The sequence below is a fragment of the Brucella pseudogrignonensis genome (assembly GCF_002252525.1).
In the GTDB taxonomy this organism is placed as follows: Bacteria; Pseudomonadota; Alphaproteobacteria; order Rhizobiales; family Rhizobiaceae; genus Brucella; species Brucella pseudogrignonensis.
This window is the reverse complement of record NZ_NNRM01000037.1, coordinates 54,258-75,638: the sequence shown is the minus strand read 5'-3', so window position 1 is coordinate 75,638 and position 21,381 is coordinate 54,258. Positions and strand designations below refer to the sequence as shown.

Below are 21,381 nucleotides of genomic sequence, written 5' to 3'. Positions count from 1 at the left end.
TGACAGCCTATCAGACGAATGATTGATCCTGCCGACGCCAATTATCGGCACCATCAAGGCTTTTAACGTCAATGCCCCCGCTGATTTCAAACTGGCACGACACTTGCTTGGTAGATGGCAGGCGCGGTGCTGTCGGCAAATGCCGGTGACACCGCAACAATTTGGTTTCAGACGCAGAACAAAAGAGACTAGGCGATGACAAAATTTAAGCTCGAATATATCTGGTTGGATGGATACACCCCGACACCGAACCTGCGTGGTAAAACCCAGATCAAGGAATATGACGCTTTCCCTAGCCTTGATCAGCTTCCTCTTTGGGGCTTCGATGGATCATCGACGATGCAGGCCGAGGGCCGCAGCTCGGATTGCGTTCTAAAGCCTGTCGCGATCTATCCCGATCCGGCGCGCAGCAATGGCGCGCTTGTCATGTGCGAAGTGATGATGCCGGACGGTGTCACCCCGCATCCTTCCAACAGTCGCGCCACAGTTCTTGACGATGAAGACGCATGGTTCGGCTTTGAACAGGAATATTTCTTCTACGAGAACGGTCGACCACTCGGCTTTCCTGAACAGGGCTTTCCGGCACCCCAGGGCCCTTATTACACCGGTGTTGGCTACAAGAATGTGGGTTCGATCGCGCGAAAGATCGTTGAGGAACATCTTGATCTCTGCCTTGAAGCCGGCATCAATCACGAAGGCATCAATGCGGAAGTCGCCAAGGGCCAGTGGGAATTCCAGATCTTCGGTAAAGGGTCGCGCAGCGCCGCTGACCAGATGTGGATCGCCCGCTATCTTCTGCTGCGCCTTTGCGAACAGTACGGAATCGATATTGAATTCCATTGCAAGCCGCTTGGTGACACCGACTGGAACGGTTCGGGCATGCATTGCAATTTTTCGACAAAGTTCATGCGCGAAGTTGGCGGCAAAGCCTATTTCGAAGCTTTGATGGCACAGTTTGAAAAAAACCTTCAGGACCATATCGACGTTTATGGACCCGACAATCACATGCGATTGACCGGCAAGCATGAGACGGCTCCATGGAACAAGTTCTCCTACGGTGTTGGTGATCGCGGCGCATCGATCCGCGTTCCACATTCCTTCATCCAGAACGACTACAAGGGCTATCTCGAGGATCGTCGACCCAATTCCCAGGGCTGCCCATATCAGATCGCTTCTCAGGTGCTTAAGACGATATCGGAAGTGCCGACTGCAGCCGATGAGGCGCTCGCAGCCTGACCATCTGGCTTTAGAAATCAAAAAGCCGACCGTCTCGCACGGTCGGCTTTGCATATCGAATTTTACGGATCCGGTGGCGATCCGGAAAGCTGATCAAGATAATGCCGGCACCAATGAAACACATCATTGGTTGTCACAGCCTCCATCATTGCTTGATAGCGCTGTCGCCGCTGCTCAAGCGGCATGGACGCTGCGCGCGCCAGGGCGTCAGCAATGGTCTCAACATCATATGGATTGACCAGAAGTGCACCCTCGCCCAGTTCATGGGCTGCCCCAGCAAAGCGCGAAAGAACCAGAACTCCGGGATTTTCTGGATCCTGTGCTGCGACATATTCTTTTGCGACTAGGTTCATACCATCGCGGAGCGGGGTCACCAGCCCGACTTTCGCCATGCGGTAGACTGCCGAAAGCAATTGTTGACCAAAGGCACGATTGACATAACGCACCGGCGTCCAATCGAGCCGGCCCATTGCACCGTTGATATGTCCCGCGATTTCAGCGACTTCGTGTTGCAGCGCGTCATATTCGGCGACATCAGAGCGACTTTTCGGGGTGATTTGCAGCATGGTGATGCGCCCGTGCCAGGCCGGATTAACCTCAAGGAAACGGCGAAAGCCGCGCAAGCGCTCCGGTATCCCTTTGGTGTAATCGAGGCGATCCACCCCGACAATCAGATCGCGCCCCTCCAGGGACTGCTGAAACCGCTTTATTGTGGAACTGATGCTGGCGGATGGGACGGCGCTTGAAAAAGAACTGACATCAATGCCGATCGGAAAGGCGCCGACGAGAAAGCGCCGCAGCGGATTGTCGAACAGACCTGGCTTTCCGTCGACGGGATTGGCTACGCCACCTCGACGCAAACAAAGCGCAAAATTTTCTGCATCATCCTCGGTCTGAAACCCGATGAGATCGAACGCCGTCATGGCAGTCAATAGAGCAGCCTGTACCGGCAAAGTAAAAAACACATCCGGCGAGGGCCATGGAATATGCATGAAAAAGCCGATCCGGTTGGTGACGCCCATCTGTCTGAGCTCCGCTGCCAGCGGCAAAAGATGATAATCATGAATCCAGATGACATCATCCGCGCGGATGAGCGGCCTCAAACGTTCGGCAAACAGCCGGTTGACTCTGAGATAGCCGGCCATATCCCGACGTGCATAATCGGTCAGATCAATCCGATAATGACACAGCGGCCAAAGCACACTATTGGCAAGACCCGCATAATATTCGGCAAGATCCTGATCGGACAAGTCGGACAGGGCGTAGGTAATGGCGCCTTCCTCGCGGATCGTCAGTGGGCCGGGTTCCTTTGCGCCACTTGTGCGCCCCGACCACCCCATCCAGATGCCACCGCGTTCGTTCAAGGCAGCCTGGACCGCTACCGCCAGCCCGCCCTGTGGCGGGCGGTCCGGGTCGGGGACGCGATTGGAAACAACAACCAGTCTGCTCACGAACATGTCTCCTGCAATTTCAGCTGAGCCGACGAAAATCCACGCAGACGCTCATTCAACCTCTTCACAACCAATGCTCCTGATCCAGTTTCTTAATAGTGTCGGAGTTTGGATAACCATTGAGGCACAGGTTTTGTTTCCGTTCGTCACATGACCGACGCGTATACTGGCCCCTCCTCTGGTGTTGATTTCCGCAAACATCGCTTCGTCGGTCAGGTCATCGCCCGCGGCAATGGGAAATCGCCCTTTGAAGGCAGGCGTTTGCATGAAGAAGTTCACAGCTGTGGCCTTGGTGCGCCCCCCCGGCTTGACCTCATACACGAACTTTCCGGCCTGCAAACTATAGGTGACGCCCGCCGTCACGACGGCCTGTTTCATGATCTCGAGGACGGCCGCCGCATGATGCTGGGCGCGGCGATAATGCAAAGCGAACGCCCTGCCCTTGTCTTCGAAAATTACGCCGGAAAGCCCTGACGCAGCAGCCTTCGCATTGGCTCGCGCCGTCATATAACTTCCCCAATCCTCGCTGTGAGAAGAAATATCAGAACCGTTGCATCCTTCCACCTGTCCATTTAGCTTAAGCTCTGCGCCATGCAGCCCCGCAACCGCAAATGGGTGAGCGGGAAACAAAGCCTCCACAAAGGCCACGGAACGTCCTGTTACAATCGCCACTGCGCCATGGGTGCGCTCAGAGAGGCGTTGCAGATTGTCCTGCAAGTCCGGCTCCGCTTTAACGGCATCCGGTGTAGGCGCAAGATCAAGCAAAGTTCCGTCAAGATCGAGGAAGAAAGCCAGGTCTCCCAGTGCAGAGATGCTCTCCCAATTGCTCAGTTGGAGTGGCCGGAGCGGATGAAAATAGCGAGAGGAGAAGAGGGAGGGCACAAAAAGTGCCGTCGAAAATTCAATGTTTTCAGCCTGTGACATGCATCCTTAGGATAGGGTGAGGTCGGAGAAAGGCAAGCAACGGATTGAACCGCACCGATGCTGGACCGAGCGAACGCCAGGAAACAAGACGAACAAAGGGAGCATCCGCTCGGCCATCGATCAGCAACCGAACGGAAGGGAAGGTTGTGTGGCTCAATGTTCGACTTTTTGCGCCGCGCCAAGATGCTTACAATCCCACTTGATGTAGCACTAAGGACCTTCACTCCGTAATAATCGCGGAGTTTTCATCATAGATCGTTAAAAAAGCTCTGGCTAATTTTTCCTAATGCTGTGTAAAATAGGGTCATGCATCCCCCGTTGCCCAAAAATGACAGAGCGCGCCGCTATTTCCCCGAACTGCCATGGTGGATCGGCGGGACCGCGGTTTTTTTCACCTGGTGTGTCTATTGCTACATCACCGATGTGGATTGGGGCTCTTTGCTGCTGGGCACAGCGTCTGGCGCTATGATCGTCTGCTTTTCGTTTGATACGTCCGAAGACGCCGCAAACAATTCTGACTGGCAGGACGAAGACGGAGTGTGAGACGCCACCGGAACGACGATGTGGCGCACATGCGGCCTAATTCTTTCATGCCACCGATTGTGATGATACTGGCTGTGTCTTTGTTCTTGCTCTGAGAGCGAAGGTATGTGTCCCACAGGCCCCCTCGAAGGGCTAGCAGTTTCAATCAAAATGCAAAGAGCCTCCAAACGCGCTCGCAGGCCGCAACTCATGAAAGCGGACGGTTTTTTGCGCGATTTGCAGTGCAAATCTATCTGGCGGGCTCGCTGTCTGAGTTGAGTGCCAGCGCGAGAAACCATTGATACAGCAAGCCGCTCCCGATTAATCGACCCGATTGCCTTTAAAAAGCGAGTTTGGTCTCCAAAGATTGTCAAAATGACGTTGCACCATTGTTGCTGCCTCAAAACGCCCCTTGAACTTGCTAATCCAGCGCTGGCTGCCCTGGTCAGGACATCGATCCGGCTGTGCAAAGACGCCGAATTTAGAACTATTTTGTTTCATTTGTATAAAGATATAACATAAGTATTGTTTTCGGTTTCAATAGTCTTTGATGAATTATAAAGGGTTTTATTATGAATGTTTTATATATCGTTATCTTGAGTTACATGCGTCCGTTAAATGAAATAGATGCGCATTTGCCGGAACATATCGAGTGGTTGGATAAAGGCTATGCTGAAGGGGTATTTTTGGCATCGGGCCGCAGAATTCCTCGCATCGGCGGTGTAATCATCGCAAAAGCGGAGAGCCTGGAAAGCCTACAAGAGAGAATGCGCGAGGATCCCTTCCAACGATTGGGCCTATCAAAAGCGGATATTCTCCCCTTTGAGCCCAGCAGGTGTGTGGAGGCTTTCAAAGCCGTACTCGCTTAAAGGCGTATAACGTCGCATAGAACACAGATATTTTTAGGTGCAGCAACCCTGTGCCTTTTGGGACAATGACAGACTGTCGCCGCTACCTTTTGGGTGTCGGTATCCGGCACCTGCAGGAACTCGAAGAGCGGAAAAATGAGCCGTGACCTTCTCCTTTTCGAGCACACTTGGTCTTCAACTCATCCATTCTTGTTCCGGGGATGTGACATGACAACATTCTTGGGGGGGAGCTACAATTGCTCTGTTTACTGGCCAGAAGGCCGGCACCCAAACTGTGGCATCGTCACCGCATTGATGAGACTTCAAACTCAATTCAGTCAGTCCGCACAAGTGACTGACCAGCACGCGCAATGCAATCGCCAATGATCATGAGCGGAGTCCTACTGAGCAACTATTGCCATGAAATCATCCCGCCCGGTGGATTAAGCCTAGCGAGATCTAATCGGCGCTGCGCCAAGGGCTTGCTGAATGACAAAAATTTCGACAGGGAGCGATAATCTATCGCCGAAGCAAAGTAAGCAGTCACCCATAATCACGTATAAATAAAGACCGGACGGAATGTTGCGTCGGAAGAATTACTCCACCCACCCATGCTTAAAGCCGCCGGCCAGCGATTGATGTTTATCTAATATTCACAACTATTAATAATGGCCTTATGAAATACTACGCTATTTAGTGCGACTAAATTATCCCTAGTCTATACTGTATATTATATGCATTTCGACGAGCATGTTGCTGGCAACATTTCTTTTGGGGTGCGGATATGAAATTTGAACCGATGGTTTCAAGGCGTCGTTTCCTGAAAGCGGGTCTGGCTGCATCAACTGCTACTCCCCTGCTATCCGGCATTTGCAACTGTGGTCTTTCCCACGCAAATGCACAGGGCTATCTTGCCACTGCGGTGACAACGCTCGATCACGCAGTTGTTCCAGGCGAGTATCTAACGAAGGGTAAGCGCTATCGAAAGCTTGCCGCCGACAATCCGCTCCCGATCGTCGTAAGAGAGGATCTGGCTGCAGCAAAACCCCAACGCGATGGGCGGCGAACCTCAATCGCGGCATTTGTGCACCTGACAGATTTACATATCATCGATGCGGCCTCGCCGAGCCATGCCGCCTTCATGCGCCAATTTGGGGGTATCAACGGGGTCATTGATGGTGCGCCGCTGTCAAATGCCTGGCGTCCGCACGACACACTGACATTGCAGGTCTTGGACGCCATGGTCCGGCGCGTCAATGCCGTTCAGAAGGGGCCCGTTTCTGGGCGACCGTTCGACTTTGCGATATCCACCGGAGACAATGCCGACACGCGGGCCACACATGAATTGCAGGCCGTGGTGACGGCGCTCAATGGCGGCTTGACGTCCATGTCGGCCACCGATGCTCCCTATGTCGGCATTCGGGATAATGCGGTGGTTTCAAAAGAAACCTATGATGCCTATTGGCATCCGGAACCAAGCCCCGGTGCACTAGCCGATGATCTCTGGAAAAGAGCTTATGGCTACCCGGTGATTGAGGGTTTCCTCGAAGCAATCAACAGGCCCGTTGTAACACAGGGATTGAACATGCCCTGGTATACGGGTTTCGGAAATCACGATGAACTTGATTTCGGGGTGTTCTCCAGCGGGAATGTTAATGCATTCACTGCGGCGATCGGCGTTGGCGACCGGGCCCCGGTCTCCTTGCCAAAGGGCATGAGCGCCAGTGATTTTATTGGCGAACTGGTTCAGGGCGATGGCCAAATTGTGGAGCGGATGATTGCATCACTTCCCTCCAGGATTGTGAAAGCCGCCCCGACACGCCGACCGTTCACCAAGTCCGAGTTCATTCAGTTGCATCTTGAGAGCATCGGTCCCCACGGCCCGCACGGACATGGCTTCTCGGAAGACAATCTCAACAATGAAAACGCCTATTATCGTTTCAAGATGGCGGAGAGGATGACGGGTATCATGCTTGATACCACCAATCCGCAGGGTGGACCCGATGGCTCGCTCGACAGCAATCAAGCGCAATGGCTGGAGGCGCAGCTTCGTTCCGTCTGCTCACGTTATTACACACAGGATGGCACACTGGTATACACCGGAAACAAGGATGAGCTGGTGACAATCTTCTCGCATCATAATTCGATCACCTTTGATAATTTCAAAGGAATAGCGCCTGCGGATCAGGGTGTAGCGCGTTTGGGTGCCGATGCTTTTCTAGCGCTTCTGGCGCGTTATCCCAACGTCATCTTGTGGGTGAACGGGCACACCCATTGTAATCGCATCTGGAGCCATTTTGATCCGCGCGATGAAGGGCATGGCATCTGGGAAATCAATACCGCTGCGCATATCGACTACCCACAGCAATCGCGGACAATTGAAATCGTCGACAATGCTGACGGAACGCTCTCGATCTTTGCAGTGGTGATCGACCATTCGTCCCCTGAAGCCATCATCCGCCACGGCGCGCAAACACAAGCATCACTTGCCGCATTAAGCCTGGAACTTGCGATGAATGATCCCGCGCTGGATCGTGGCTTCAGAATGGGTGCGCCAGAGGATCAGAATGTTGAATTGATCATCAACAAACCCTTTAATTAGCATCTTTGAGGCTCCGTCGGCTTGGCTGAAACCACGAGCCAGGTAATATCTTCGCAGCTGCACAGAAGGCGCCTCAAGCGGCCGCTGATGTCATTGCATGCCGCCTTTTCATCGCAATCGGTCCTTCCCGCGGGAACCCGGACGCAAGAATTAAGCCTTGGGCTCTACAAAAAGCTTCATCGCGGTCATTAAGGGGAGAGGAGCGCACCGTTGAACCTGTGTGAATCCGCAGTTGAAGGTGAGTTCTTCGTTGCCTGTGCAGGATCTGACATTGGACTTGACCCGGGGATGGCGATGCCTTGGCATCGATTACATCTTAATTGCTGGTGTTATAATTGCAGCCATTGTTCTCCCTGGCACGCCGAAATGGCTATCGAGACTGTATTCCCTCGTTTGAACAGGATGGGCGCGCCTTTGCTTCGATTGAATGTCGCCCGCCCAAAAATCGAAAACGGAAACGAAATCTTGTAAGCAGATCGGCCGGTTTGACGTTATCAATATTCACAGGTGACTTGACACTGTTCCAAAGTTCTATCGTGCCGAATATTGTATAAGCCTGGGAATGATCCAAAGCCCTATAAAAATTTGCTTGAAACGCCGGATCTATATTTGAGGTATAAGTAATGGATAAAATGAATATTAGTCAATTTCGAGTTGCAGGACTGACGGCGCGCGTGAGCAATGATCAGCCCGAGCAGATCGGTGCGACCTGGGGCGAATTCTGGGGCCGTGATATCAGCAATGCCGTCTCCTCCAAGGAGAGTTTGGATATCTATTGTGTGTATCATGGCTATGAAGGGGACCATCGCGCGCCCTATCACATGACGATCGGATACAGGGTTCCAGAAGATTTTTCAAATCCAGGCAATCTTTCCGTTGTCACGGTTCCCGCGCAAACAGTTGCGCGATTTGAAGCGGTTGGTGCTTTGCCAGAGGCTTTGATTTCGCAATGGCAACAGATCTGGGCATCCGACCTTGATCGCGCCTATCGTGCCGATTTTGATGTTTATGACGCCACGCGTCCGGATCGCGCCACCATCCATATCGGACTGAAATAGATCATTATCGGCAAGGATGCCATTGTTGCGAAACGCTTATTCGCCGATTGCCCTGAATGGTGCGTATGGCGGCTCGCAGATGATGGCACCTTTGCACGGACCAGCAAAATTGTGCTCAACAACGATTGCGCGCTGCCCTAACTGGTTCGTTCTAGAACCAGCCCCGATGTCATAGGTCTGTAAGGCTCAAGAAGAGCTCGACCTATTGCGTTGAGCAGCGCGAATTTCCATTCGCGGCTTGTGTGCGCCCTCTTTAAATGCCGTCAAATTCGCATATGGGCCGATCGAGATCGCTGATTGCAGCATGTGCCAACAGTTCTATTGGAGATAGGTCTGATCCATACCGGCATCAGGGGTCGGGATAGATAGGTGCCTCGAATGTGCGGCAAGTGCATGCGCAGCGACTGGCTCCTGCCGGCACTCAGCCAGAATAGACGTTACGACTTCAGTACCCCGAACGCGACAAAGTCGCTTGACGATAAGACCTCCATGTCAGATTTAGATCGAGGACGGGTATTGATGATCGACGGCCCTCGATGGCTCAGACTTCCTCGTGGTGAAGAGCGATGCAATCACCGCCTTGCCCCTCTCGCAAATTGTCAGAGATACGCGATGAGAGGGCAAGCGGCACAAGCGAATGGTTGATTGGCCTACCACCTGACTTTAAACCCAAGATTGCCTTTGATTGTGTAGCTGTCGGCAAAATGGTTGAGCGCTGTGTTGATGGTGGCTTCGCCATAAAGCTCGTATTTGGCTTCAGCCCATTGATATGTGCCGCCCATGCCAATCCCACCCCAGCTCCTGTCATCATCGGTGGCCATGCGGGTGCCGGCATAATCAATGCGGTTTTCGCCAATCAAAGCCTGATAGAGATTGGCAATGCCATAAATAGACGTGTCGACCTTGCGACCATCGGCGCCGGTAAAGCTGTTCTGATAATTGGCAGCCAGTCCAATCCGTCCCGTCAGGCTGTCGCCCGCATGGCTTGAGATCCGTGCGCCATAGGCATCGGTGAAGCTGTCAAAATCAACCGACGACCACATCAGCTGCGCCTGCGGCGTCAGCGACCAGCTCTCATTGAGAGTGATGCGCTGGCCTGCCTCAAGGCTCAATGAATAACGCCCTCACACAATCTTGTCGGATTTTACAACAGCTCGGTCCTGTTCACCCTGCGCTGCCCCCGCCTTGCCGTTGGAAAACAAAAACAGCGTGATCAAGGCGAACACCATGATAATGATGGCGACATCGAATGCGTTGACGGCACAGGCAATGCCGATTGCACCGGTTGCCCAGAGACTTGCGGCAGTTGCTGTCCCCTTGACTGAGGTACTCAGGCGCAGAATGGCGCCGCCACCAATAAAGCCCATCCCGGTAATCACCCCTTCGATGATGCGTGCAAGCGCTTCCGGATTGTCGGTGGTGACACCTTCTGTCGCCTGGACAAAGCCGCAACTTGCGACAGCAACGAGAGGAAACGTACGCAAGCCCGCACTGCGTTCCTCGCGTTCGCGGTGAAAGCCGATCGGAAGCGCCAGAATATAGGCGGCAGCCAGTGTAATAATATGTGGCCAGACGTTGAAATTATCGGAGTTTAGGGCTTCATTGAGCGCCGAATAGAACTGATCCATCTGTGACCTTCCCTGCTGGTGGGTCATCAACGAAGATGTTTGAAGAACGTTCCCAAACAGCGGGGCTGCAACGGTGTCATCACAGAAGGCACCGGTGCAATGGTTCGTTGCGAACCGCCGGCAATGCGGGTTCAACATCCAGGCGCACCGCGTTGCAACTGAAACCAGCGGCGGTCGCAGAGCGACGCCGCCAGTTTGTGTGCTGGTTAAAGACGTCTCGGTCCATGGCTTTTCGATAGAAGGCTGGCCCTATCGCAGATCATGGCAACGGATTGCTCAACTCTTCATGAAGCGCAACGCGCGCAGGATCTCAAAATAATCCGTCGTTTCAAAAAGCACTGATCGCGGACCGTTGCTACAAGCGTTGGGATAGAAGGACGCGCGATAGGCGTCACAGGGATTGTTGAATTCAATGATCAGGCGAAACTGCTTGGCAATGACTGGAGGCTGGATTGCGGCAATATTCTCGACAGCTGCCTGTGCTGCCGCTGCAATCGCCGCGCGCGCTGCGGCGGGCGCCATCGACAACGCGGCTGCACCATAGCCCGTCAAGGTTTGCACAGTTGCAATCCCGCTCACAAGGTCGCTGGCATCCTGACAGATCCCGGCATCACCGCTCACCAGCAGCGATGGCACCTTATAACGGGCCGCGCAAAGGGCGTTGATGGTGAACTCGGAAACCACCGCATCATTGAGGATGAGTCTGGAAATGCGCAGATTGAAGGTATGGGCCAGCGGATTGGCTTCTGTTCCGGCTTTTGCGTGATAGCCGATATAGAAGGCGCCGGAAAAGCTTTCATCAAGTCCAAACATCATCGAATCGGGATGGCCAGACCAGCCGCGCACGATCTGCGTATAGTCTGGAAGCCGATCCAGCATCAGATTGCGGCCGCTGTCATGAGCGTCCTTGATCAGGATCTGGGTCGCACCCGCAGCCCGCGCGCCTTGACAGGCCGCCACCACTTCCTCGGTCATCAGCGCTCTGAACTCCTGATAATCGGCGTGAGAATGCTCGGCCTCGTTCCACGACAGGATACCGGCCGTGCCTTCCATATCAGCTGAAATGAACAGTTTCATTTTCCCTCCTCGCGAGACAGGTTTGATGGCATTTTCTGATGATTGTTAATCAGCCTTGGATCATGCTGGCGCCGCTGCCTCGATGAAGGCATCAAAGATCCGCAATCCGGGATGGGGGACTTCATCCGGGTCGCCAGGCCGCCTTGCATACATCCGCTCAGGGTGCCATTGCAGCCCGACAGCGAAGGCATAGGCAGGCACGTCGATGGCTTCGATCACCCCGTCGCAGGCACGCGCCGCGACGGTCACAGCGCTGGATATTTCGACGAGCGCTTCGCGATGAAACGTGTTGACGCTAAAGCAGGTGGAGCCGAGAATGGAAGCGATCCGGCTATCAGGCTCGACCAGCACATCATGAACCAGGGCACCGTTATCATGCGACAGGCCAGCCGGGTTATGGCTGCTGATATCGGACACCATCCGGCATCCATTCAGACAGCCCAGCATCTGCATGCCGTTGCAAATTCCCAGCACCGGTTTGTCGATGGCCAGAAATCCCTGCATCAAGGCGCATTCAACAGCCAGGCGTTCGGAGGCCGGGAAAGCGGATTGGTCGCCGTCGACATACCAATCTGTTGGAAATTTGATACGGCCACCAACACTTAAGAATCCATCGAAATCGGCAATCACCTGTTCCACAATCCCGCCAAGATAGGGAATGCCATAGGGGATGCCGCCGGCGCGCGCGATCGCCTCGAAATAGTGTTTTGACATCTCGTAGCGATCGCCGCCTGCAAGGGTATTTTCATCCATGATAACGGCGATGCGCGGCCTGCGCCGTCCGGTCAATGTTCTGCTCAGTGTCATGTTGTCTCCCCCTTTTTATGTCGGGCACAGATGGAGTTTAGCCTTGTCGAAGCCAGTCGGCCAGAGACGGGCGGAATTTGCCAGAACGACCGGCCAGCGCCTCGGCCTGGCACATCGAATTGAGCACCGCCTCCTGGGTTGCTTCGGCTGCAGCTCGAAACAGGATATCGATCCGGCTCTCATGGATGACCGCGATCGGCACGATCTCGCGTGTCTCGTCGTGATCGATCGGCTGTGCGGTGGAGAAGCCGAGCGCGATATCGCCACTGCCGTGCCCCCAAAACGCACCCAGCCGCGCCAGGCCGGCGCCACACCGCTTGACGATGCGTTTTGAGCTGACGATGCTCAACCGGCGTATCGGTGGCAAGCACCACGATGACCGATCGCTATTGGAACTTGACGGTTGAGATCCGCATCGTCCGACACCAATCGCCGCTTTCGTTTCGCGCGGAGACGATCTGGAAGCATTTGATGCTGCATGCTCAGCCGGCGTGAGGACGCGGACGCTGCTGTTGGTCTTGCTGGCACGGTCGGTAATGCATCAAACGCAATTTGCCGCCCGACCCTTTCTCGCGCAACCGGCATGGCGTCACATCCCACCAGGTCCCGACAGCAATACCGGGGGATCAACAGTTCCAGATTGAGATCATTTATAGCCCTTTTCCCGATCCGGCATTGGCATGGCGTAAAGCCGCGCGGACCCACGCTCTAGCGCGCAGCGCTGCGTGGATGCCAGATAATATCAAAGACTGCTGGCTGCACTGATTGCTGGGACAGAGCGAAGAAGGCATGGATCGGGCGCGGCAGTTCGGGTGCTTCGATCAACAATAGGATCTCGTTGCTGGCGGTTACGGGATGGACACGGATCCAGGCCTTTCCGATGGGGATACCTTGCGAGACGATCTGAAAATCGGCGGCCTTGCGGCTGGATTTGAGGGTCGGGATCAGGGCGATGGGCGCATCGATAAACAATGTCCGCAGATAGCCTTCAAAACGGCCATCTGCGCCGGCGCTGATTGTTCCGATTGCAGGCATGTTCAGTCTCCTCAACCAAAGGGCTTATTCCCTTCGTGAGATATCGACCGAACCACGCTCAAAGGCAGGGATGCAAGGTCCGTTTGAACGTGTTTTTGCAGCGAAGCGTTCGCGAGGAGCCGAACCGGCGGGGAAAAACACGTGCTGCCCTGGCACAAACGTGGCCTTGCGTCGCTGACGAGCTGGTTCAGATTTCTTGCGAAGGGGACGAGCCGTCTGTTGGTTGCGATGAAACGGGAGGCAAGGTGGGCGCGGCTGGCGCCGGGGTGAATGAAGGGGCGCATGCCGACGGCGCGGCAGCTCAACAAAGGGCCATGATGTTGCGTCTTAATTGCGGTGGTCTGTCGCGAGCGGACGACTGCTTGTTCGGCGTCGTCGTTAAAATTTCCGGCCATGTCATTTGTTAATCATGGCGATGGCGCTTGCTTCAAAAAGGGGTATTTTTGAGCAGGAAGAACATCACCCCGACGATCAGTGCTGCCACCAGCAATGCCATCAGAATCGCCGCTATTGTGAGGCCTTTTCTCGGTTCATCCTGTCTCACGTGCTCTCCCTCACGTCAAAACGAAACGCCCGGCTTCTGGCCATTGTTAGAGAAATCATCGCTTCTGTTTCGACAGGCTCTGTTTACAAGCGGTCATGACATGCGGAATATCCTCGGGCTGCATTTCCGTAAGGGAGGGAAGAGGCGCATTGCTCTCATACCAGTGTGCGGTTTGAACCAGGAAGCCCGCCGCGCGTGCCGCTCTGATAAACAATGCGCGCGCCCGCGCCGTTTTGCCATCGCTCTCAGCCAGACAGGCACCGATCGCGGCAAGATGCAGTCTCCGCCGCGCTGGGACCGACCGCCTTTCGCGCAGCCATTGAAGGGCAGCGGTGGTCGTTGTGATGGTCAGTCGGATTTGATAGTCTTCGCTGACCAGGTCTATTGGTTGTCCCCAGGGCATAGCGGAAGAACTCCTCTGACCATTTTATAAAGCGTCATTTGAACTGCGGTGAATTCCGTCTGGTGCCCGCAGCGACGGCATCGATTTCTGATCGCTACCCTTCAGCCTGCCGGCGAGGATAGGATTGGGGCCGGACCATCACAAGATTTGCGGCGCTCGGCTGCACGGATAAGGTGGTAAACCGATCCGCAAGCGCCGCTGGATTTTCGTGGCCGCAGCGTCGCCCTCCCCAGATCTCGATGGCCAGCGGGCGGCGATCACTTGCATGGGGTGGTTCCCAGCAGATTTCGACCATGTCCCCATTGGGAAACTCAAGCACGATCGAGCGCGCCGTCACGGCAAGCATTTCGTCCTCATTGGCAAGATAGGCTTTGACGGCATTTTGCTCTGGCATTGGGATATCCTGGTTAGACAAAAAATTGGCTGAAATGACATGGGTGATGAAAACAATGGAGCGCGCCCGATCCGGCCGCTGGCACCGCAAAGTGGACGTGCCGCCCAGCCTGAAAATCAACGCTGTGACTAGCGCAACGCAGCGCAAGTTTTGGGACCTTCGAACCAGGCTGTTCATGACGCCCTTTGCTTACCAATGACTAGCATCCCTGGACAGGTCCAAACAATTACAAAAAATTGCTGCTAACAATTGCGCGTCGATTTTCGGCTGCGGCCGCGCCAAACAGCAGGCTGCGCGCCGCTTTCCTGTCGGAATTTGGGCCAGACTTTGATCCGCAATCAAAGGCCAGCTAGTTGCGCGCGAGCGCCACCACCGGATCGAGCCTCGATGCGTTGCGCGCCGGAATGAAGCCGAAGCCAACGCCAATCAGCGATGAGCAGAGGATTGCGACCAGGATCGAACCGGGTGAGTAGATAAGCGCGAACATGCTGTTGAACTGGGCAAATAACACACCAAAACCGAGCGCGAAGCCGGTTCCCGCCAGTCCGCCGATCAGGCAGACGAGGACCGATTCAATGAGGAACTGTTGCAGAATATCGCTTTGTCGCGCGCCCACCGCCATACGCACACCGATCTCGTTGACGCGTTCGGACACCGACACCAGCATGATGTTCATCACGCCAATGCCGCCGACAAAAAGAGAAATGCCAGCGATGCTTGCGACGAGCAGCGCCAATGTTGCGGTGGTTGCTTCAATGGTCTTCTGCAGGCTGCTGGTATTGAAGATGAAAAAATCCTTCTGCCCGTGCCTGAAACTGAGAAAAGAGGTGATGATCTTTTCGGCGGCAGTCGGATCCATCGTATCGGCAACACGCACGATGATAGACTGCAAGGTGTTGGTTCCGGTCATGCGGGTCTGCACTGTTGTGTAGGGAAGATAGACCTCAAGGTTCTGCGATGCACCCATCCCCTGCTCCTGCGCCTTCACCACACCAATGATGCGCAACGGGGTCTGCCGCAGCATGATAATCTTTCCGATCACGGACCCCCGCGCATGCTCAAACAGTGTCTTGCGCGCATTTTCGTCAATCAGCGCGTCCTGGGCACGCTGTTGCACGGCTGTTTGATCGAAGAAACGCCCTTCGAGCAATCTGCTTTTGCGGGTGACGAAATATTGCGGGCCGACGCCATTGACTGTCACACTGACTTCCTTGTTACCAACCCGCACGGTGGAGGCGGTGGATACCAGCGGCGTGGCAGCGATGACATAGGGCATTTTTTTAAGCTGCTGGGCGTCACTGATCGTCAGGGTGGTGATTTGTGCAGCCTTGAGATCACCAAATCCCCGGCCAGGGCTGATATAAAGCGTATTGCTGCCAAGATCGCTGATCTGTTCAAGGATTTTCTTTTGGGAGCCCTGGCCGAGCGCGATCACGCAAACAACGGAAGCTGTGCCGATGATGATACCGAGCATGGTGAGGAATGTACGCATGCGATGGGCGTTCATCGACCGCAGCGCCATAGCGAAAGCTTCGAGAAACCGGTCTTTCCATCCCTTGAGAAAATGCATCCGGCCCTTGCCTGCCGCGCTTGGAAGCAGATCCGGCTCCTCTGCTTGCTTCGCCTTTCGATCATCGGCAACGATGGTCCCGTCGCTGATTTCGATGATGCGGTTGGCGCGTTCAGCCACCCTGCGATCATGGGTCACGATAATGATCGTGTGACCCTCGTCATTGAGTTGCTGCAAAATTGAAAGCACGTCCTCGCCGCTCTGGCGGTCGAGTGCGCCTGTTGGTTCATCGGCGAGGATCACCGCAGCGTCGTTGATGAGCGCGCGCGCAATGGAAACCCGCTGCTGCTGGCCACCCGAAAGCTGATTGGGGCGATGGTGTAGTCGTTCACCCATACCGAGACGTTTGAGAATCTCGGTTGCCTTTTCACGCCGTGCCAAGCGGTCGCGCCCCGCGTAGATGGCAGGGATTTCGACATTGCCGAGCGCATCGAGTTCGCTGAGCAGGTGATAGCGTTGAAAGATAAATCCGAAATGCTCGCGTCGCAACTGCGCGAGTTCATCCGGTGATAGATCGGCGGTTTCCCGCCCGGAAATCCGATAGGTCCCTTCGGACGGTCTGTCCAGGCACCCCAGAATATTCATCAATGTCGATTTACCGGAACCCGATGCGCCGATGATGGCGACCATCTCCCCCCGTTCAATCGTCAGCTCGATATTTTTGAGAACATGGGTGAAACCGTCACCGGCAGGATAGCGACGATGAATGTCTTCAAGCGCGATCAGCGGAACCTCTGTCACTTCACAACCCCATCGCGGCCTCGCCCGAGTCCGCATGGGGCTCGGCGAGCTGGTTATCGGTCACAATTGTTTCGCCTTCGTTGAGGCCAGTGCGTATTTCCGTGTTGATCTTGTCGGTAATGCCTGTGCCAACGAGACGCTCGGAGATGCGACCCTCAGGGCCGAGAACCCGCACAGTGGCTTTGTTATCACCCGCGAGGCGCAGCGCCGAAACCGGGGCGATAAGCACATCTCGGGCCTCATCCAGAACAATATGGATTTCGGCCGTCATGTAGGTTTTCAGGAATCCGTCGCTGTTGGGCACCTGAAAAATTCCCTTGTAATAAATTGCAGCAGCAGAGGTTGCCGCAACAGCGACGGCACTGCTTCCGGCGAAGCTTTTATCATTCACAATGGTCTCTGGCGCTGGATTGATGATGGCGAGTTTCGCTTGATAGCGTTTGGCGCTGTCGCCGGAAACGGTGAAATAGACAGCCATGCCGGGCTGTACCCTGGTGATATCGGCCTCGGAGATATCCGCCTCGACCGTCATCATGTCGAGTGCTCCGAGAATGGCAATGGTGGGTGCCGACTGGGCGGCATTCACCGTCTGACCTTCCTGCACGACGGTCGCAAGCACGGTGCCATCCATCGGCGCGGTGATCCGTGTATAGGCAAGATTGGTTTCGGCGATTTTGACTTCGACCTGCGACGCCGCAATGACCGCCTCGCTGTGGCTGAGCTGGGCCTGACGCTCCTTGAGCGCGCTCACCGCCTTGTCATATTCGGAGTGCGCGACGGCATTGCTTGCGATCATCCGTTGATGGCGAGCAAGATCGCTGCGGGCGAGTTCGAGTTGCGCTTCATTTTGTGTGCGGGTGGCCTCATTCTGACGCAAGGTCGCCTGGGCTTTCTGCAGCTCGTTTTGCTGCGATGTCGCGTCGATCAGCGCGATGACATCGCCTTTGCTGACTTTTTGACCCGGCCGCACCTTCAATGAGAGGATACGGCCGGTGGCCTGTGCCCCGATCGCCACAAGGCTCTGCGGCTTCAGCACGCCGGTAGCAAGAACCGCACTTTCAAGATTGCCGCGCTCAATGCGGGTGGTGGCAGGCGGCGGCGCGTCGCTGTTTAATCGTGCTGTGATCGAAAAAACAATGAGCAAGGCGAGAACAAGCAGGGCGAGCCAGAGATGCCAGCGCACAACTGGCCTGGAGGAGGATGTCACGATTTTCATGGGAGCCTCGGCGAAACCGGTTGTTTTATCAGATGCGGACCCGAATAACCGTCGATGACTTCCGGTTTGCCGGGATGAAGCCGCCCTTCAAAGGACCCGCCAAGCGCCTTTTGCAGCGCGATGTAATTGACCACCAGATCGGTTTGAATCTCTGCGAGACTTGTTTCGGCATTCAGGAGGTCGCGCTGGGCATTCAACACGTCAATGAAGCTCTTGCTTCCCCCCTCAAATTGCGTGAGCGTAAGGTCTTTGATCTTGCGACTGTTGCGGACGATTGTCTGCAACTGCGCGGCGCGCAGCTGGTTCTGATTGAAGGCGACGCTCGCATTCTCCACTTCACTGAGCGCCGTCAGAATCGCCTTTTTATAGGCGATGAATGCCAGATCGCGGCCTGCTTTTGCGCCATCGACTTCGGCATTCAGCTTACCGCCCTGGAAGATCGGAACAGACAGTGTTGGACCGAAACTCCAGCCGATTGTTGAGCGCTTTGCGAGATCGCCGAAATTTGCGCCGCCTGTATTGATGGCTCCGCTCAGCGAAACACTGGGGTAAAGTGCGGCCTCGGCCTGCCCGATCTTGGCCGTGGCGCTGGCATAATCGTGTTGCGCGGCGCGCAGGTCCGGGCGCCAGAACAGCATATCCGCGGGAAGTCCGATCGCGGTTGTGCGCGGCACAGTGGGGATCGCAGCCGGCTTTGCCAAGGTCTGGGCGACAAGAAGCGACGATTGTCCGACAAGCACAGTCAAACTGTTGAGAAAGGATGCGTAGCGGGTGCGCAGGCTCGGTATCTGCGCAAGCGTCGTCGCTGCCTGGGTCTGCGCACTGAGCAGGTCAACCTGGGATATCTGGCCAGCACTCAATTGGGACTTGGTCAGCGCAACGGTGCGTTGTTGGGCAGCAGCATTGTGCTGAGCGATGGCGATCATTGCCTCTGTACCGCGCAACTGTGCATAGTTGGTTGCCACTTCGCCGATCAACGTCAGCAGCACGGCCTGCATCTGTTCATCGACGGACAAGGCGTTGTAATAAGCGGCCTCGACGCCGCGTCGGTTGCCGCCAAACAGATCCAGTTCCCAGCGGGTCTGAAAGCTCAGATTGGTGGTACTGGACGCCAGCGCTGCCGCGCTATCACTGCGCTTATAGCCGATATCGCTATCAAGTGAGGGGGAGAGCGTCGCGCCTGTTGCGGCAAGCTGCGCGCGTGCCAGCCGAACCTTGGCTTTGGCATCCGCAAGCCGCACGCTCGATGTGATGGCCTGCGCAATCAGTGCATTGAGAACGGGATCATTGAGTGTCCTCCACCAATCACCGCGCAGCGGACCCTGCCCATCGGCCTTGCTGGCATAGGCAGCGGGGGTGATGACGAGCGGATTGTGGACGTCGGGCCCGACAGTGACACAAGAGGCAATGAACGGCAGGATTCCGATGATCCATGCTGGGCGAAGAAATTGTCTAAGCAATCGTTATTCCTGGAAATGCGTTGGTTGTTCGCCATTTTTCCGTGCGGCAGGATGCGGTCCTTTGACCATGCCCCGAAGCAGAACGCGCTCGAAACACGGTGTTGCAGCGTCTTGACCTCCATTGATCGGCATCCGCATTCACGGCAAGAAAAAGCAAGCCCGGCTTGCGGTCTGCTCCGATATGTCATGGGCAGATTGCGGTAGCATTACGCGCAGGATCGACGCCTCCGGTGATTTCTACCGCATCGCCCCGATGGCCACCGGCGCGCCATCTCGTTGCCCGGTCATGCGAGCGCTGGTCACCCGCGGCTTTCACCGGTAGAGGACGGTATGCGTTGCCTTGGATCAAAACCGCGTCTTCTTCATCACTCACGCCTCATCAGACTGGGAGACACAAGCCTATGATGGGAATCGAAACGGCGTAAACCCCATCTTATAGCGGCAAAACTGTTGGGATTTGATTGGCAAGTGCCAGGCCGCTTGACAGTGGCGCGCCGGCCCCGCAGGCAGTCGTTCTGCCGTGTCGAGCCGATGGGGTCTAAGAAAAAGCCGCCGCCTGGAAAGGCAGCGGCTGCAACACTACAAATGCGCGGCGTTTACAGGGAGGTTCCGATCCGCAACAGCGACAGATCCCGCTGCATATAGCGATCCATGATTTCCGACAGCAGCGAATTGCCGGCATTGTCGGCCTTGGCCGCGGTCAGTGTGACGACAGCGGCACAAAGCTTGTCGGCTGCAAGGCTTTCTCCGGAAAACTGAGCATTCTGTGCGGCTTTCATCTCCCCCCAGGCCGATTTGATCGCCTCGAGTGCCTTGTCCGCCGTCTGGCAGTCGGGATAGGCGAGCGCAATGGCAACAGCGGGTGCCGCCTTGATCTGGGCGTCGGCGATTATGCCGCCGAGATAGGGTGGAAGACCCCGGCCCTGCTCCTTGACCATGGCCTCGAGTTGTTGTCGTGCGGCGTCGTGATCCAAAGCTGCTGCCGCCAATAATTTCTCTGGATCGATGCCTTCCGCACCCAATATCGGAGAGATGACCGCCGCTTGCACAATCGCGCCTTCGTCTGGCGCCACGGCATGGTTGAGCCCGGCTATGGCTGTCAGAATGACATCGCTTTCAGCAACCGAGGGGCCTGGTTGCGCAAGCTGTTTGATCGCGTCTGCAGACGCCGTGTCAACCAGAGCCTGTCCCAGCGGCAACACAAAACGTGCGGTTCCCATCGTGCCCCGCCATGGATCCTTTGCATTGGCTTTTGATAGATCCATTTTTCCGGCTTCCCCATTTTGGAGGAGGCCCGGGATGGCCGGGTCGCCTGCAGCAAAATCCGAACTTTTCAGGCTTTCCAGCAACTGTGACACGCTGGCCTGATCTTTAAGACCCCAATAGGTAACAGTCCCCGGCGCCTGTCCGAATGCCGCAAAATAAGCAACGTCATCGAAAGCGATTTTTGCATGGCTCGACCATTCGTCCAAACCATAGCCGATCGGTTGCAAAGCGGGAATTTGCTGAACCAGGGCCAGCCTGCGCATGGCATCTGCGGAAGGGGCTGCTTCATCAAGCCCGCGCCATGCCTTGATATCGACGAACGTGATCTGCATTGCATCTGGGTTTGAAAGCGCCGTTTGCGGTATTTGCGCCAGGGCCTGTTGCAGATTCTCTGTGCTGTTCAGTGCCAAGGCGGAACTGGTAAAGCCCATCATCAATCCCAAAGCACAGACCGTCATACGCATTTCTTTTTCCCATCAATGCACTGGCTGACACCCAAATCGCCATGCTCGGCCGCAAAAGCTGCGTAATCGGCTTGATGGAGATGTCAGCCCAAAGACCTGCTTTGACCATTCAAACCGGTGTGCTGTCAACCTTTG

General features: G+C 55.4%; 19 protein-coding genes and 1 pseudogene. 6 read left to right on the top strand and 14 right to left on the bottom strand.

All coding sequences use genetic code 11. From position 1 onward, the window contains the following. Window positions 1-195 precede the first annotated feature (195 nt). The gene (locus CEV34_RS15840; RefSeq protein ID WP_007880301.1) at window positions 196-1,236 is read left to right on the top strand and encodes a glutamine synthetase beta-grasp domain-containing protein; all 1,041 of its coding nucleotides are present in this window, start codon (window positions 196-198) and stop codon (window positions 1,234-1,236) included. A 62-nt stretch (window positions 1,237-1,298) separates the two neighbouring features. Here CEV34_RS15840 and otsA read toward each other — a convergent pair whose 3' ends face one another. Both otsA and otsB read right to left on the bottom strand, forming a co-directional pair. Then, the gene (gene otsA, locus CEV34_RS15835; RefSeq protein WP_179253549.1) at window positions 1,299-2,687 is read right to left on the bottom strand and encodes an alpha,alpha-trehalose-phosphate synthase (UDP-forming); all 1,389 of its coding nucleotides are present in this window, start codon (window positions 2,685-2,687) and stop codon (window positions 1,299-1,301) included. 51 nt (window positions 2,688-2,738) lie between these two features. Next, on the bottom strand, window positions 2,739-3,611 hold the full coding sequence (otsB, locus tag CEV34_RS15830) for a trehalose-phosphatase (protein WP_094543960.1): 873 nt from the start codon (window positions 3,609-3,611) through the stop codon (window positions 2,739-2,741). A gap of 306 nt (window positions 3,612-3,917) precedes the next feature. Between otsB and CEV34_RS15825 the strand changes: the two genes are divergently transcribed. From CEV34_RS15825 to CEV34_RS15810, 4 genes are all read left to right on the top strand, one after another. After that, window positions 3,918-4,154: a hypothetical protein gene (locus CEV34_RS15825; protein WP_094543959.1), complete on the top strand. Its 237-nt coding sequence runs from the start codon at window positions 3,918-3,920 to the stop codon at window positions 4,152-4,154. Window positions 4,155-4,705: 551 nt separating this feature from the next. Then, window positions 4,706-5,002: a YciI family protein gene (locus CEV34_RS15820; protein WP_094543958.1), complete on the top strand. Its 297-nt coding sequence runs from the start codon at window positions 4,706-4,708 to the stop codon at window positions 5,000-5,002. 763 nt (window positions 5,003-5,765) lie between these two features. Next, complete coding sequence (locus CEV34_RS15815; protein ID WP_094543957.1) at window positions 5,766-7,583, top strand: TIGR03767 family metallophosphoesterase; 1,818 nt, start codon at window positions 5,766-5,768, stop codon at window positions 7,581-7,583. A 632-nt stretch (window positions 7,584-8,215) separates the two neighbouring features. Continuing rightward, a complete protein-coding gene (locus tag CEV34_RS15810; RefSeq protein ID WP_162699586.1) occupies window positions 8,216-8,641 on the top strand; it encodes a GyrI-like domain-containing protein in 426 nt (141 codons plus the stop codon). A gap of 650 nt (window positions 8,642-9,291) precedes the next feature. On the opposite strand, the gene CEV34_RS15805 is transcribed toward CEV34_RS15810, so the two are convergent. From CEV34_RS15805 to CEV34_RS15780, 6 genes and pseudogenes are all read right to left on the bottom strand, one after another. After that, on the bottom strand, window positions 9,292-9,753 hold the full coding sequence (locus CEV34_RS15805; protein WP_094543955.1) for an autotransporter outer membrane beta-barrel domain-containing protein: 462 nt from the start codon (window positions 9,751-9,753) through the stop codon (window positions 9,292-9,294). 12 nt (window positions 9,754-9,765) lie between these two features. After that, entirely contained in the window at window positions 9,766-10,269 is a 504-nt protein-coding gene (locus CEV34_RS15800; RefSeq protein WP_094543954.1) for an MgtC/SapB family protein, read from the bottom strand. Between the two features lie 276 nt (window positions 10,270-10,545). Beyond that, window positions 10,546-11,346, bottom strand: a complete 801-nt coding sequence (locus tag CEV34_RS15795) for a M55 family metallopeptidase (protein WP_094543953.1) — start codon at window positions 11,344-11,346, stop codon at window positions 10,546-10,548. Between the two features lie 60 nt (window positions 11,347-11,406). After that, on the bottom strand, window positions 11,407-12,153 hold the full coding sequence (locus CEV34_RS15790; protein WP_094543952.1) for a gamma-glutamyl-gamma-aminobutyrate hydrolase family protein: 747 nt from the start codon (window positions 12,151-12,153) through the stop codon (window positions 11,407-11,409). Window positions 12,154-12,190: 37 nt separating this feature from the next. After that, window positions 12,191-12,536, bottom strand: a pseudogene (locus CEV34_RS15785) (P1 family peptidase); the annotation flags it as partial. A gap of 325 nt (window positions 12,537-12,861) precedes the next feature. Then, window positions 12,862-13,188, bottom strand: a complete 327-nt coding sequence (locus CEV34_RS15780) for a DUF736 family protein (RefSeq protein WP_094543951.1) — start codon at window positions 13,186-13,188, stop codon at window positions 12,862-12,864. Between the two features lie 83 nt (window positions 13,189-13,271). Here CEV34_RS15780 and CEV34_RS15775 point away from each other — a divergent pair, with 83 nt between their 5' ends. After that, window positions 13,272-13,595, top strand: coding sequence for a hypothetical protein (locus CEV34_RS15775; protein ID WP_094543950.1), 324 nt, complete (start codon window positions 13,272-13,274; stop codon window positions 13,593-13,595). Between the two features lie 192 nt (window positions 13,596-13,787). Here CEV34_RS15775 and CEV34_RS15770 read toward each other — a convergent pair whose 3' ends face one another. The 6 genes from CEV34_RS15770 to CEV34_RS15745 form a co-directional block, all read right to left on the bottom strand. Continuing rightward, window positions 13,788-14,135 carry a DUF982 domain-containing protein gene (locus CEV34_RS15770; RefSeq protein ID WP_094543949.1) on the bottom strand — a complete coding sequence of 116 codons (348 nt, stop codon included), beginning with the start codon at window positions 14,133-14,135 and terminating at the stop codon, window positions 13,788-13,790. Between the two features lie 94 nt (window positions 14,136-14,229). Beyond that, window positions 14,230-14,529, bottom strand: a complete 300-nt coding sequence (locus tag CEV34_RS15765) for a hypothetical protein (protein ID WP_094543948.1) — start codon at window positions 14,527-14,529, stop codon at window positions 14,230-14,232. 349 nt (window positions 14,530-14,878) lie between these two features. Next, on the bottom strand, window positions 14,879-16,876 hold the full coding sequence (locus CEV34_RS15760) for a MacB family efflux pump subunit (protein ID WP_412842036.1): 1,998 nt from the start codon (window positions 16,874-16,876) through the stop codon (window positions 14,879-14,881). Next, a complete protein-coding gene (locus CEV34_RS15755) occupies window positions 16,842-18,056 on the bottom strand; it encodes an efflux RND transporter periplasmic adaptor subunit (RefSeq protein ID WP_094543946.1) in 1,215 nt (404 codons plus the stop codon). The genes CEV34_RS15760 and CEV34_RS15755 overlap by 35 nt, the downstream gene beginning before the upstream one ends. Continuing rightward, window positions 18,053-19,516, bottom strand: a complete 1,464-nt coding sequence (locus CEV34_RS15750; protein ID WP_094543945.1) for an efflux transporter outer membrane subunit — start codon at window positions 19,514-19,516, stop codon at window positions 18,053-18,055. Before CEV34_RS15750 ends, CEV34_RS15755 begins: the two co-directional genes overlap by 4 nt. Window positions 19,517-20,112: 596 nt before the next feature. Beyond that, complete coding sequence (locus CEV34_RS15745; RefSeq protein WP_094543944.1) at window positions 20,113-21,246, bottom strand: hypothetical protein; 1,134 nt, start codon at window positions 21,244-21,246, stop codon at window positions 20,113-20,115. Between the last annotated feature and the right edge of the window lie 135 nt (window positions 21,247-21,381).